Origin of the sequence: Adlercreutzia sp. ZJ473 (assembly GCF_013185065.1) — a bacterium.
Taxonomy (GTDB): domain Bacteria; phylum Actinomycetota; class Coriobacteriia; order Coriobacteriales; family Eggerthellaceae; genus CAAEEV01.
Genome location: NZ_JAAVTO010000031.1, coordinates 1 through 14,188, shown reverse-complemented (window position 1 = coordinate 14,188; position 14,188 = coordinate 1). Strand labels below are relative to the sequence as shown.

The 14,188-nt window shown below is 60.1% G+C and carries 9 protein-coding genes and 1 tRNA gene; 7 read left to right on the top strand and 3 right to left on the bottom strand.

What is annotated here, in order from left to right; all coding sequences use genetic code 11:
• Positions 1-85 precede the first annotated feature (85 nt).
• A complete protein-coding gene (locus tag HRL41_RS07240; protein WP_172136190.1) occupies positions 86-2,269 on the bottom strand; it encodes a lectin like domain-containing protein in 2,184 nt (727 codons plus the stop codon).
• Between the two features lie 194 nt (positions 2,270-2,463).
• Positions 2,464-4,041 (bottom strand): helix-turn-helix transcriptional regulator, encoded by a 1,578-nt coding sequence (locus HRL41_RS07235; protein ID WP_172136189.1) that lies wholly within the window; start codon positions 4,039-4,041, stop codon positions 2,464-2,466.
• Between the two features lie 711 nt (positions 4,042-4,752).
• Here HRL41_RS07235 and HRL41_RS07230 point away from each other — a divergent pair.
• From HRL41_RS07230 to HRL41_RS07210, 5 genes are all read left to right on the top strand, one after another.
• Positions 4,753-4,929 carry a hypothetical protein gene (locus tag HRL41_RS07230; RefSeq protein WP_172136188.1) on the top strand — a complete coding sequence of 59 codons (177 nt, stop codon included), beginning with the start codon at positions 4,753-4,755 and terminating at the stop codon, positions 4,927-4,929.
• Between the two features lie 138 nt (positions 4,930-5,067).
• A complete protein-coding gene (locus HRL41_RS07225) occupies positions 5,068-7,680 on the top strand; it encodes a molybdopterin-dependent oxidoreductase (RefSeq protein ID WP_172136187.1) in 2,613 nt (870 codons plus the stop codon).
• Between the two features lie 2 nt (positions 7,681-7,682).
• Positions 7,683-8,510 (top strand): 4Fe-4S dicluster domain-containing protein, encoded by an 828-nt coding sequence (locus HRL41_RS07220; protein ID WP_172136186.1) that lies wholly within the window; start codon positions 7,683-7,685, stop codon positions 8,508-8,510.
• A 128-nt stretch (positions 8,511-8,638) separates the two neighbouring features.
• The gene (locus HRL41_RS07215; protein ID WP_172136185.1) at positions 8,639-10,048 is read left to right on the top strand and encodes an SLC13 family permease; all 1,410 of its coding nucleotides are present in this window, start codon (positions 8,639-8,641) and stop codon (positions 10,046-10,048) included.
• A gap of 185 nt (positions 10,049-10,233) precedes the next feature.
• The gene (locus HRL41_RS07210) at positions 10,234-11,628 is read left to right on the top strand and encodes an SLC13 family permease (RefSeq protein ID WP_172136184.1); all 1,395 of its coding nucleotides are present in this window, start codon (positions 10,234-10,236) and stop codon (positions 11,626-11,628) included.
• 241 nt (positions 11,629-11,869) lie between these two features.
• Here HRL41_RS07210 and HRL41_RS07205 read toward each other — a convergent pair.
• Positions 11,870-11,943: transfer RNA gene (locus HRL41_RS07205), tRNA-Gly, on the bottom strand.
• Between the two features lie 353 nt (positions 11,944-12,296).
• Here HRL41_RS07205 and HRL41_RS07200 point away from each other — a divergent pair.
• A complete protein-coding gene (locus HRL41_RS07200; protein ID WP_253904769.1) occupies positions 12,297-12,851 on the top strand; it encodes a flavodoxin family protein in 555 nt (184 codons plus the stop codon).
• 169 nt (positions 12,852-13,020) lie between these two features.
• Positions 13,021-13,596 (top strand): GNAT family N-acetyltransferase, encoded by a 576-nt coding sequence (locus HRL41_RS07195; RefSeq protein ID WP_172136182.1) that lies wholly within the window; start codon positions 13,021-13,023, stop codon positions 13,594-13,596.
• Positions 13,597-14,188: the final 592 nt, after the last annotated feature.

The window sequence follows — 14,188 nt, the reverse complement described above, 5'->3', positions numbered from 1 at the left end:
CGCTTTACTGCCGATGCTTACTGCCGATCTCTCCTTCGCTTCATCGGCAGAAAAGTCGAAGACCCTGCCTTCTGCGCTATCTGCGCTATCTGCGGCGACGGCGCATGCACACGGCAGCGACCACGCAGACGCCTGCGGCGAGCACGGCCACGCCCGCCGTGATCATCACGGGCAGCCCCAGCTCATCGCCCGTGTCAGCCAGCGGCGCCCCCGTCGTAGCCCCCGCCGGAGCGGGCGCAGGCGCGGGCGTGGGAGCAGGGGCAGGCTCTGGCGCCGGCCCAGGCCCAGGCTCAGGCGCCGGCCCGGGCTCAGGCTCAGGCGACGGCCCGGGCGTTGGCCCAGGCTCCGGCCCCGGTTCTGGAGCGGGTTCCGGATTTGCGTATGCCTTGACCGGGAAGTTGTCGAAATCCATCGTGTCGGGGCTGCCTTCCATGAGGTCAACCAGGTCCAATGCCAGTTCGCCTTCTTCCTCGGCTACAACCAAAAAGCTCTCTTCGCGGTTGACGATGCCGCGCGCATACTTCGTAGGGGGGTCGAACTGTCCCTGAGCCATCTCATCCCAGCCGCGCTTGTTGATGCCGAAGTCAAACAAAACGCGATAGGGAGGCTTCGATTCGCCTGGATCGACGATCTCCTCCGTTACCACAACCGCATACTTCTGCCCTTTCTCCACGATCACGCTGTTCGGAAGATCGACGAGGTGGTAGCCGCCATACTCATACGTCTCCGACGGCACGGTGGCTGCGAGCTTGCCGTCCTTGGGCGACGTCCAATCCTCGCCCAAAAGGTACACCTCGCACGTCACCTTTACGTTAGGGACGGAGGTCTCGAACGACACCGCGGTGACGGCCTGGCGCTCGTCTGCCGTGAAGACGTTCGCCATGCTCGCCGGGATAGGGTACTCCAGCGTCATCGGGCTAGGCGAAGGCATGAAGTCGTATTGGTCGATGATGCGGTAATCCCCCTGGTGACCCCGGACGGTCGCGTCATGGTTGGTCATGTCGTAGTCAAGCGTCTCGACGTTGGTGATGCTCTGATCGTGATAGGACAGGTAGAAGCAGCCTTTCTCGCCCCAGTCGAACTTGTTGGGGAACTCTTCCGCTTCCGATCCCCAGCTGTTCTTGACGATCCAAGCGCCGGGACCAGGCGGCTGCGTGACACCTGGCACCTGCGCCGATGTCAGGAAGTTGCTCACCGCGTAGTCGTCATCCCATCCGACGATGGTGACGGCATGATTCGCCGGGGCCTTCTCGTAGGTGTAGTGCGCCCACGTATCGGGGTTGATGTACCTCTGCTCGACAACCGGCACGCCCGGCCGATACTGGTCAGCGCAGAAGTTGATGCTCACCGCACGGCCCTGAAGCAATTCGCTCTTGATGGCATCGACGGCGTCTTCGTCATACCTGTAGTTGCCGTCATCATCGACGCCGGCAGGTGACGGCAGCAGGTTGACGTCCTTGAGCTGGAGGGCAGACCGAAAGCGCAGGCTCTCGTCAACCGACCAGCCGCCATCGGCGCTGTAGTAAACGGGAGCGCCGCTCGAGTCATCGACGGTGCTGCCGTCCTTGTTGCGGTAAGGCGCATCGCTTTCAAGGACGGGTCCGACGCCTGATGACAGCACCGAGGTGATGGTGGGAGGCGAGCCGCCCTGGTTGAGGATGACATCCGGTTCAAGGCTGTGTTTTCCGCCGGCATCTACCGTGTAGTAGCCCTCCCCCACCTGGCTTTGGTAGTTGGCGGAACCTGAGGCGTCGATGGCTTCCTGGGAAAGCGGGGTGTAGGCGAACCATGCGAGATGGAGCTCCGACAAGTCATCAAGCCCTTGGGGGGCCGACCCGCCCAGCTCGCTCAAGATGCTCGTCTCCGACGCGGCGATCGCGCTGAAGCTCCAGCAGGTGCCCCAGGGGTTCTGCAGTTTGACCGGGGTCACCAGGCCCGCCTCGCGCAGATCGTACTTCTCGGGAGCCGAGGTCCGCGACATCGGCGCGATGCCGTTCGTCGCATCGACTCTGTCGTTCGCGCGGTTGGTGAGGAGGTCGTCTACGTTGCCCGTCTCGTTGAACCTCTGGCGCATCTCAGCATGGGTTTCGTTGAATATGCTCGTGAAGCGGTCAATCGCCGCGCTGTTGTCAGCCGTTCTGTTGTCAGCCGGGCCGTCATCCGCAGGGTCGGCGAGGGCGGCGCCCGGCATCAGCGGCACGAGGGCGAAGGCGAGCAGAAAGGCGAGGGTGGCGCGGGTGAGACGATTGGCGAGAGGGAGGGGCTGCATTTTCATCAGGACTCCTTGCGCGTAATTTACTGCAAGCACGGGCAGAACGGGGGTAGAGCCAGCGGCAGAGCAAAAGGTGAAGCAAGGGGTAGGGCAAGATGATGCGCAGCTGCGAGAGATTCGTTCGCAGTTTATTTGATTCTACCCCATTTCGCAGGCAAAACACCCCCGACCCCCGCACTTTCTGCCCGATGCTAGCAGGCAGCCCCTGAAGCTTTCGCGCCGACGCTCGCGCCCGCTCCCGCCTTCTCCAGCTCGCTATCGATGAGGCTGATGAGCTCTTGCTGGGAGTTAACCGCAGTCTTCTGGTAAATATGCTGGATGTGCGTCTTCGCGGTGGGACGGGCTATGCTGAGCTTGTCGGCTATGAACTCGGCGTTGCGCCCCTTTGCGAGGAGAGCAAGCACATCGACTTCGCGAGCTGAGAGCCCGTAGAGAGCAGCGATGTCGTCAAGGCAGATAGAGACAACCTGCGCGGAAGCAAGGAAGGCCGTCGGCGTCTCAGGCTGTGGCTTTTCCTCAACACCGTCTGATACCCGATTTGGCTCCTGGAACACGGACAGAGCAAACGACGCGCAGACGAGGGCGACGAGAACGGCCACCACAGCGGTAGTGAGCTGGGGCCCCACGACAATGACGAGTCCTGCGGCGAACACTCCCGCAAGAAAACCGCCCCATCCAGGGGCTTTCGTGAGCGAAAACAGGCCCACGGGATCGCATCCGCTACGCGCCGCATCTCGCGCGGCGTGCATCCACGAAGAAATCGCTGTGATGATGGAGGCGGAAACGATGACCATCCCGCATATGACGCGCGTGAGCTCGCCACCGATAGGCAAGAAGAGCATCGCGACGGCAACGGGAACGAAGGTGATGCGACAGATGTCGGACGTGACGGCAATCCCTCGGCTTCGCAGCGCCGCCAGCAATACGACCGACCCGACAAGCCCTCCGAGCACGCCAAATGCCGTCAAGTGCTGTCCGCCGAACTGCAAAAGCGTGATAGCGAACCCGTAGCACACGCCAAACGAGGAAGTCTGCGCCACCCTCAAGGGCGAGAGCCATGGCAGTGGCGAGCCCTCGGGCGCTTCCGCTTCCGCTTGTGCCATGTCCTCGCAGCCACACCTCGCCCTACGGTCCCGCATTAGAAACGCAAGGAGCCCTATGGTCGAGGAGGAGGAGGCAAATCCCATGAACAAGAAGAAGCTCGTCGAACCGGCGGACGCCGACAAAGAGCATAGCAAGAAGGAGAAGAAGCCCAAGGCGTACCCCATGGCGATGACCTTAGGCGTTTGGGGCGCATAGCTTGCTTCGAAATACACTGCCCACGCCACCATGAGCAGCGTAAGGCTCAGACCGTACAAGCACCAGATCACGATGCCGAGAACAAACGAAGACGCCTCCGCGACGACAACGATAAGCGAGAGGCTCAACGCAGTGACAGCGAGCACCGCCGATGAGACAACGAGCATCCGCTCCTTGTTGCGCACGACCGGGGCCCCCTTGAACGCAAGCACGAAAAAACCAGCCGTCATAACGAAGAAGGAGCCGAGCTTCAGAGCAAGCAGCTCCTCAAAGGTGAAGTATGGGGAGATAAAGGGAAGAGAGTCGAACACCCCGAGCAATTCCCAGAAGATATAGCAGGAAAACCCTATCATCGCGATAAGGTCGACGGCGCCTATCTCAGCAAGGGCTCCGTTCGGGGAAGGGCGTCCCGACGCAGCAGGCCTCGCAGTAGGACTCGTGTTCGCTTCGGAGCTTTCAGCCAGCCTCATGCCAGCCTCCTCTTCGCAGCCGCTGTCATTGCGATGCACTCAGATACGCGCCGCCCAGATGCACTTGGGTGCATCCGAGTGCGATTTGGCACAACCATCGTACCGTTGGACTTTCGGCATGGGCAAATGCATCTTGGGCGCGCCAGCCTTCATTATACGGGAGCTCTCCTTGCAGCATATCATCCAGAGGGAATCATATCGCGTTTCGCTGGCTCCCGAAAAAGGGGTTCCCAGGGCGCCCAGCAGCGCGCCCGAATGTTTTCCAATCCTGAAAAAAGCAGTATGTCACCTGGGTAATCATATTATCTGGATTATCGTGGCACGCGTGGTCGATTCCGCGAGCACGATTCTTTTCTCCATCGTTTTTGCCATAGTCTCCTCTCGAAGTCGCTTGCATACGAATAGGCGACGCAGTCGATACGAGTGGAGGTAGCTATGTGTTTCAGACCACCAAGCGTTGACGAGGGGGGCGAGGCGGTATGCGCTTCGTGCGGGTCGTCAAACCCGCCCGGAAGTGACCTATGCGCTTCGTGCGGGAAGCCACTGCTGAGAGTTCCAAAAGCAGCAATGGGCGCGTCGAGCATCCCCGCAATTCCGAAGGTTTCCGGAGCGCCTCGGGCTCCAGGAGCTCCGAAGGTTCCTGGTCCGCCTCGCGCCCCAGGTGCTCCGAAGCCGCCCAAAGCCTAAAGGAGAATGCAGAAAGGGGAAGCTGTGGACAACGAGGAAAAGGCCGAGAAGGCAGCGAAGCCGCAGAGCTTGAAACCCGTTCGCCCGAAGAAGCCGTCGAGACCTGCACCGCCAAGCAAGCCCGAGGCTCCAAGCGAGACGAACATCAAGGAGAAAGACGCAATGCCTGACCTCGACCAGTTCAACTTCATGAAGTGGTGAGGCGAAAACGTGCCGTCTTTCGCCTGGCGTTCGCGCAAGAGCACATCGGCAGACGCGCGCTTGAGCACGCAAGGACAGACGACATGCAGGCCACGGTCAAACCCGCAACGCGGGCGAGCAAAGAAGAGAGGAGTTGCGATGGGAAAAGCTAAGGGAAGGCCCATCATAAAGGGCATGGGCTTTTGCGCCTCAGCTATCGGCGCGAACGTATGCAGCGTCGACGTCGCCGAGGACGAGTCGAAGATCCTGCGGCTGCGCCCCTTCCATGTTGACGAAGGATACGACAGCGAGCATTTCAACACATGGAAGATAGAGGCACGAGGACACACGTTTGAGCCAGGCAGCAAGGTTGTGTCAGGCCCTCTGTCGTATAGCTACAAGAAGCGCGTGTACTCAAAGAACAGGATCCTCTACCCCTTGAAGCGCGTTGACTGGGACCCGCAGGGCGAGCGCAACCCGCAGAATCGCGGCAAAAGCAAGTACGTACGCATAAGCTGGGACGAAGCCACGCAGATAATCGCAGAGGAAATCAAGCGCGTCCATGACGCATACGGACCGCTCTCGATCCTCGTGCAAGGCGACGGGCATGGCGAGACGAAGTTCGTCCACGGTACGCACGGCTGCCAAACGCGCATGCTGGGATTGGTGGGAGACTACACCTTGCAGGCGCGCCAGCCTGACAGCTGGGAGGGCTGGTATTGGGGTGCCAAGCACATCTGGGGCATGGATCCATTAGGCCAGCAGAACCTCCAGAACAACATCATCAAGGACATCTCCGAGAACGGCGATGCCGTGCTGTTCTGGGGCGCTGACCCCGAGACGACGCCGTGGGGCTGGGGCGGCATGATGGCGAGCCGGCTGTGCTTCTGGTTCTCCGAGATCGGCGTCAAGCAGATTCACATTTCCCCCGACGTGAACTATGCCAACGCCGTGCACGCCGACAAGTGGATCCCCGTGCTGCCCAACACCGATGCGGCGCTGCAGCTTGCCATCGCCTACACCTGGCTTTCCGAGGGAACCTACGACTGGGACTACCTTGACTCCCACGCTATCGGCTTTGACAACTTCGCCTACTACGTAATGGGCGGCGAAGACGGCATCCCGAAAACGCCGAAATGGGCCGAGCAGAAGTGCGGCGTTCCCAGCTGCACCATCAAGGCGCTTGCCCGCTACTGGGCGAAGCACGCGGTATCCATCGCGCACTGCAACGGCGGCTCGTTCATCCGCTCATGCTTCGCACATGAGCCCGCACGCCTCGAGGCAGCGCTCCTGGGCATGCAGGGGCTGGGCAAGCCAGGCGCCAACCAGTTCAAGTTCATCGAGTGGTCCCTTTTCGGGATGAAGAGCGTGACGCCGCTGCCGCCCTCGGTGGAGATACCGAGCTGCAGCACGGCGTTCAGGGGACGCCAATACTCCGTGCGTCCCTCCATCATCCCCAAGACCATGATTCCGCAGGCCATCACAAACCCGCCAGTTCAATGGTACGGACACATTGCAGCCGGTCTGCCGCGCGAGGACCAGTTCGTCGGACCGCTCACATTCCCGCTTGAGGGCAAGGAGCGCATTCACATGATCTGGTCGGATGCACCCTGCTGGGAGACATGCTGGAACGGCGGCAACGAGATGCAGGACGCGCTTCGTCACGAGTCCATCGAGTTCCTGCTCATACAGCATCCTTGGATGGAGAACGACTGCCTGTTCGCCGACATCCTCTTGCCCATCAACACCAAGCTCGAGGAAGAGGACATCGGCACCGACTCGGACAACGGCATGTGGAACGTCATCTACTACGAGCAGCGCGCCATCGAGCCCTTAGGCGAGTCGAAGTCCGACCTCGAGGCAGTTGAGGAAGTCGCCAAGAAGCTCGAGCAGTTCGGCGGCATTTACGAGGACCTGCACAGCAGGATGATGGACGGAGGCAAGACGGTCGCTGACTTCATCCAGGCGGGATTCGAGAACACGGGCGCCGCTTCGGCGATCACGTTCGAAGAGTTCAAGGAGCGCCAGTACTACCCGTTCCCCACGATGCAAGGTTGGGAGGACCTGCCTGCTGGCATGATACAGTTCTACGAAGAGCCCGAGCGATACCCGCTCACTACGCCATCAGGCAAGCTCGAGTACTATTCGACGGCACTCGCCGACGTGTTTCCCGATGACGAGATTCGCGGTCCCATTCCGAAGTGGATCGAGGAGGGCGACGGACACGAGGAGCGCATCGGCTCGAAGCGCGCTGTGGACTATCCGTTCCTCATCGTGTCAAACCACCCGCGCTGGCGCGTTCATGCCAACTTGGATGACGTCACCTGGCTGCGCGAGATTCCCACATGCAAGGTGACCGGCCCCGATGGCTACGCATACGAGCCTCTGTGGATAAACCCGCTTGATGCGGGCAAGCTCGGACTGAAGACGGGAGACGTGGCGAAGATCTACAACGAGCGAGGCGGCGTCCTTGGCGGCATCCTCGTAACCGAACGCATCATGCCAGGAGTCGTCTACCAGGACCACGGCGCACGCGTCGACTCGATAGTCACAGGCGTAGGCGGTCTTGACCGAGGCGGGGCGAACAACCTCATCGCTCCTTCGGCTACCACTTCGAAAAACGCGCATGGCGAGGTCACGAGCGGATTCCTCGTAAACGTCGAGAAGGTCGACGTATTCGAGCTCGCCAAGCAGTATCCCGAGGCGTTCGAGCGCACATACGATCCGGCGTCGGGCGTTGTGGTGGACGAGTTCATCGTGGAAAGGGGCTAGCCATGAGCAAGATGTTCGTAATTGACCCGATGAGATGCAACGGCTGCTACAATTGCCAAATTGCCTGCAAGGACGAGCATTGCGACAATGACTGGTCGCCCATCGCCCTTCCGCAGCCTGACACGGGGCATTTTTGGATTGGCGTTGACGAGAAGGTGCGCGGAAGCGTTCCCAAGGTCAAGGTGTCCTATATTGTGAAGCTCTGCCAACATTGCGAGAACGCGCCCTGCATGGAGGTTTGTCCCGAGGCGGTTTACCGCCGCGATGACGGACTGGTCATCATAGACCCCGCGAAGGCGAAGGGGCACCGCGAGCTCGCAGAGGCGTGTCCGTACGGCGCGATTTTCTATAACGAAGGGCTTGACGTGGCACAGAAGTGCACCGGATGCGCGCATCTGCTCGACGACGGCTGGAGCGTTCCGCGCTGCGTCGACGCGTGCGCGCACGACGCCATCCGCTTTGGCGACGAGGCCGAATTCGCTGACGAGCTTGCGAAGGCCGCGTACCTCATGCCCGATCGCGCGGAGAAGGACAAGCCGCGCGTGGTGTACCTTAACCTTCCGCGGCGCTTCGTGGCAGGCATGGTGCGTGACCTCGAGGCCGACGAGGTGGTCATCGGCGCAACGGTCACGCTTGAGAACCTGGCGACGGGCGAGATCCTGACCAAGGAGACCGATGACTTCGGCGACTTCTGGTTCGAGCAAGTAGACGCAGCGTCATACAACCTTTACGTGGAAGCTGACGGGTACTTGACACGCGTTGTCGAGGTTGATGAGGCCGAAGCTGACGTGAACGTGGGAACACTCGACGTGTTCGAGTCAAACGAGTAGGCGTTTAGCAGCCGCCTTGCGAACCGAAGGCGCTCGCCAAGGCTCGCAAGGCGGCCCGAGGCTCCGCAGCAAGGAGGGTGCGGCGAAGCCAACGAGAGTTTTACCATCAAACTTTGAAAGGGGATCTGATGGCAGAGCAAAGTTCAGTTAAACAAATTACGGGGTTGGTGCTTGCCGCGCTCATTGTGGTAGCCGGCTTGCTCCTTCCCGGCAACGGCGACCTGACGCACGAGGGCATCTTGGGGCTTGCCCTTCTGCTCGCCACCGTTGCCTTGTGGGTATGCGATTCGCTGCCCATGGGCGTCGCCGGCCTCTTGGCGCTCGTAGTCGCGCCGTTCTTGGGCATTGCCCAAATAAACACGGTGTTCTCCGGCTTTGGGACAACCACCGTCATCTTCGCCATAGCGGTGTTCGGCCTCACGGCAATCGTCATGAAGTCGAATATCGCGATTCGCCTGACAGCGAAGCTCACGAGCTGGGCGGGGAGCGACTCGAAGAAGCTTGTGTTGGCGTTCATGTGCGTGTCGTGGCTCCTCTCGACCGTCATGAACGACTCGGCTGTGCTGGTGCTGGTCATCGGCTTGTCTCAGATTGTCTTGAACAACGCGGGGCACGTCATCGGCAAGTCGCAGCTTGCCAAGGCTCTCTACATTGGCATCGCCTTGTGCGCATTTGTGGGCGGCGGCGCCACACCGGCTGGCTCGTCAATCAACGTGCTGGTCATCGGCATGCTCGAGCAGTCGATGGGCGCCACCATCGGCTTCCTGGACTGGATGATCGCCTGCGCTCCGCCGTGTGCGCTCATGGTTCCCATCCTGTGGCTGTTCATCATCAAGATTCTCAAGCCCGAGCCCATCAAGCCTGAGGATCTGACCGAGCTTCAGCAGCGCGCCGCTGCGTTGGGCCCGCTCGCCGCTGAAGAGAAGAAAACGCTGTTCTTCCTCGTCGCCATGCCGGTTCTGTGGATTGCCGGCTCTTGGATTCCCGCGCTCAACGTCACCACGGTCACGGTTCTGGGCCTTGCGGGCATGTTCCTCCCGGGCGTCAAGCTTCTCACGTTCGATGAGTTCCAGCGCGAGGTTCCCTGGACCATCGTCATCATGATTGGCGCCGTGCTCTGCCTCGGCGGCATCGTGGGTGCTACGGGCGGCGTCGCCTATCTCGCCAACATCTTCCTCTCCACAGGAGTTACCGAGCTCGGCTGGTTCTTCTCGATCTTCATCATCATGCTCGTGGTGTACGCGTTCCACACGTTCGTTCCCATCGGCCCCGCGCTCGCCGCGCTGCTCGTGCCGCCGCTGATGGCCTTCTGCGTGTCGTCGGGCATCTCTCCTGCGGTTCCGGGCATGATACTGGCCATCATTCTGTCGGGCAACTTCCTCATGCCGTTCAACCCGGGCATGGCGCTTGCCTATCGCGACAACTGCTGGAAGCCGATCGATTTGCTCAAGACCGGCATTGTTCCGGCGTTCATCTTCGTCGCAGTCTTGAGCGCATGGGTTCCGTTCGCCTCGGGCCTTGTCGGCATCGCCATGTAGGCTTGGCCTCGATGTAGCTGCACTTTGGGGCGAGTGCCTTGTCGCTGCGACTCCAAGACTTGGACCCAAAAGGGCCTGCGTCTCTTGAGTCACAGTGTGCCGGCACTCGCCCCGCAGCGCGCATTTGCGCCTTGTAGCTTGCTTCGCATACTTTGCAGATAGGAGGGGAAATGATTCACATAAGATTGAGCAAGAAGCATCTTGGCTTACCCCTTGCTGCCGCTATACTTCTCGTCGGTTGGTTCATGCCTCCTTTGGAGGGACTCTCGCACGAGGGCATCGTCGGCTTGGCGGTCATGTTCGCCATGGTTGCCATGATGCTTTGCGAGACGCTGCCCATGGGCGTGGCGGGACTTCTTGCCCTGGTGGTTGCAGCTTTGCTCGGCATCACCCAAATTAGCACGGCTTTTTCCGGATTTGGAACCACCACGGTGATATTCGCCATGGCAGTATTCTCGCTGACAGCAATTGTCATGAAATCCGATCTGGCGATTCGCCTCACGGGCTTCCTCGTGCGAGTCGCAGGAAAGGACTCGAAGCGGCTTGTGCTGGCTTTCATGGCGGCAGGCGGCCTGCTCTCGGCGGTCATGAACGACTCGGCAACGCTTGTGTTGTTCCTGGGCTTCGCTGATACCGTCCTGGTAAACGCAGGACACGTCAAGGGCAAGTCAAACCTGGCGAAGTGCCTCTATTTGGGCAGCGCGTTTGCAATCTTCATGGGAGGCATGGCGACGCCGGCAGGCGCCTCCATCAACGTGCTGGCATTAGGGCTGGTGGAGCAGGCAACGGGCCTGACCATTCCGTTCTTGGCGTGGATGGCAGTCGCGGCGCCCGTCGCCATCGTGATGATTCCCGTCATCTGGCTTGTGATAGTGCGCGTGTTTCCTCCTGAGCCTATTGACGGGGAGAGCCTCGACGTCCTGTCGAAGAAAGCCGCGTCGCTGGGCGCCCTGACCGTCGAGGAAAGGAAAACGCTTCTCTTCCTCATAGGAGTTCCCGTGCTTTGGGTGGTGGGCTCATGGGTCACCGCGCTCAACGTGACCACGGTGTCCGTCATCGCGCTCGCCCTCATGTGCGCACCAGGCATTCGCCTGCTCACGTTCGATGAGTTCCAGCGTGAGGTTCCCTGGAATATCGTCATCATGATCGGAGCGGTGATCTCGCTGGGCAACGTCGTGGGCGCTACGGGCGGCATTGCTTTCTTGGCGAACGCGTTCCTCAGCAGCGGGGTCATGGAGCTTGGATTGTTCGCGACGTTCTGGCTCATCGTAGCTGCGGTGTACTTCATGCACTCATATGTGCCCGTGGGGCCTGCGTTTGCCACCATACTCATTCCACCGCTCATGGCGTACTGCACTTCGGCGGGATATTCTCCGGCCATTCCCGCCATTCTGCTCGCCGCAATTCTCTCGGGCAACATGCTCGTGCCCATCAACCCTGGCCTGGCGTTGTCGTATCGCGACAACGTCTATTCGTTCTCAGATGCGTTCAAGGCGGGCATCATTCCGGTGTTCATCCTGATTACGCTTCTCGCCGCATGGGTTCCCTTCGCGGTGAGCCTCACAGGCGTTCCCTGCTAGGAGCCTTGCAAGTGACATCGGCGCGGCGAGCATCAGCTCGCTGCGCCTTCTCCAGGGTCTCAACCTCCTCACCTATCAAAAACAACAGACGCTGTCTGTTAAATTGACGTGGTCTCAGCACGTTGGCCTCATGGGCATCGATAACGAGGCCGAGCTTGCCGAGCAGGTGCGCATGGCCATAGAAGCCAACGAGCAGGGAACGCACGAAGGCCGCCCGGAGGCGGCCTTCGACTGAAGTCTATGGAGCGGGCGACGGGAATCGAACCCGCGTTGTAAGCTTGGGAAGCTCAAGTTCTACCATTGAACCACGCCCGCAGTGAGAGAGCATTATACTCCTCCTTCCTCGAAATCGCCTGACATTTCAGCGAATCCCCACGAGACCAGACACGGCTGGCAAATTGACGCCCAAGGCACCCGGCGCAGCTTCTCGCGAGCAGAACTCACGTGTCTCTTCGCCGACAGGGCGAAATGCGTGCAATAATACTGACATGCCGCTATCCCCATCCCCTCTGCGTCGTTGGCGCGTCAAGGAGCTGACAGCGGCAATCGCAGTTCGTTGAAGCCCAGCGGACCAGCGGATGGGCCAGCGGGCGGCAGGCCTTGCGCCCAGAAAGCCAACGACCTGCCATCTCGCGGCTGCTGTCCAAGGAGAGAAGGCTCATTTGACGATGAACATACTGGTATTGCAAGGCAGCCCTCGCCTCGATGGAAACACTGCGAAAATGTGCGAGGCGTTTGCCCGCGGAGCACGCGAGGCCGGCCACACGGTCCACATCATGAACGTCGCCAGGATGAGCATCTCGGAGTGCCAGGGCTGCCTCAAGTGCCACAGCATCCCTCAAGGAGAAGAGCTCGAAGCATCGCTGCATCCCGAGGACGGCCGATGCGCGATCCGCGACGACATGGACAAGATCTACGAGCTCTGGAACGAGGTGGAGATGATGGTCTTCGCAAGCCCCGTCTACTACGGCTCGCCTACTGCGCCAATACTCGCCGTGCTTCACCGAAGCTTGGCGAAGTTCGTTCCGGCCAAGATAAAGAAGACTGCCCTGATACTGGCCTCCCTTTACGAAGACGTCTACCATGCTTCCGAGTACATCTACTACGGCTACTTCCAAGGCTACTTCAACGCAGAAGACTGCGGCGTGTACACCTATGCCGGGCTGGATGACGTTCCTGCTGACAAGCTCAATGAGCTCGAAGAACTGGGACGCTCCCTGTAATGGGATCTTTGGAAGTGGGCATCGGGCCCTCGGCGCCTTCCCGCATGCTCTTTTCAAGCCTTCGCGGCGGCTGCCAAAACGCTCTGTCGCGTAGGTATAGAATTCCCATCGTGCCTTTTCGCGAGCGCCCAGCTTACAATGCACGAAACGAGTTTAAAAGGAGTGCCGCATGACCGTCTCCGTTCGACCTGCGCGCATTGACGACGCACAGCAGCTCCTCGACATATACAAGCCCTACGTGCTTGAAACGGCGGTTTCATTCGAGATCACGCCGCCAACACGCGAGGAATTCGAGCAGAACATTCGCACGACGCAAGAGGCTTCATATCCGTACCTCGTGGCAGAATGCGACGGCGTGCCGGTGGGGTATGCCTACGCTCATCGCTTTCGCGTTCGCGAAGCGTATGACCATTGCGCCGAGGTAAGCATCTATCTGGCACAATCGATGCGCGGGCGTGGCATTGGACGTGCTTTGTACGAGCAGCTCGAGAAGCTCTTGGCTGAGCAGGGCATTGTCAACCTCTATGCGTGCGTTGCGTATCGCGACGAGGAAGATGGGTATCTCACGCATGCAAGCTGTCATTTCCATGAGAAACTGGGCTATGTGCCGGTAGGTCGCTTCAGCAAATGCGGGCGTAAGTTCGGACGCTATTACGACCTTGTATACATGGAGAAGCACGTGGGCGCTCATGAAGAGCCCAAGGAATATACCCAGGAATGCTCCAAGATCCTATCGAGATCGTAGACCAGCTTCGTTTGCTGCCTAGAGCCGAAACCGCCCTTCCTTCGCATGTGCATGAGGGATACCGAGCTGCCTGGCGGCCAACTTGCCAGATGCGCGGTCAAGCTCCTCCGACATGCCGGGAACGTCCATGTCGTTGGCACAAAGGGAACGGGGGATCTCGTTGATTCGCCCGGCATGAAATCATCGGCCCCGGGCGTCGGCTAAGTCGGCACCCCCGGCTTCTTCCGCAGGACCGTCCCCAGCAACGCGCCCCCTCGACGGACCCCCAGTTCAGCGCCAGCGCCCCCGCGAGCACGACGGCGAAGGAGAGGAGGATGCGACCCGTGAGCCTTTCCTTGAAGACCACGGGGGACAGCGCCAACACCGTGATCGGCGCGCAGCAGTAGACAAGCGAGGAGACAGCATCTTTCTGCCGCTTAAGAAAGCGGAGTAAATATCTCGTCATTTATCTCGTCACCAAATGACGTGAGCGTCAAAACAACTGCGTGATCATAAAGCTCCAAGAGGCCAATCGGAATCCTCTTGGAACTTTCCATGCCATAGGTAGAATCCTCCAGGAGTTTTCCGACTAACAACTTGGAAAGACCTAGGA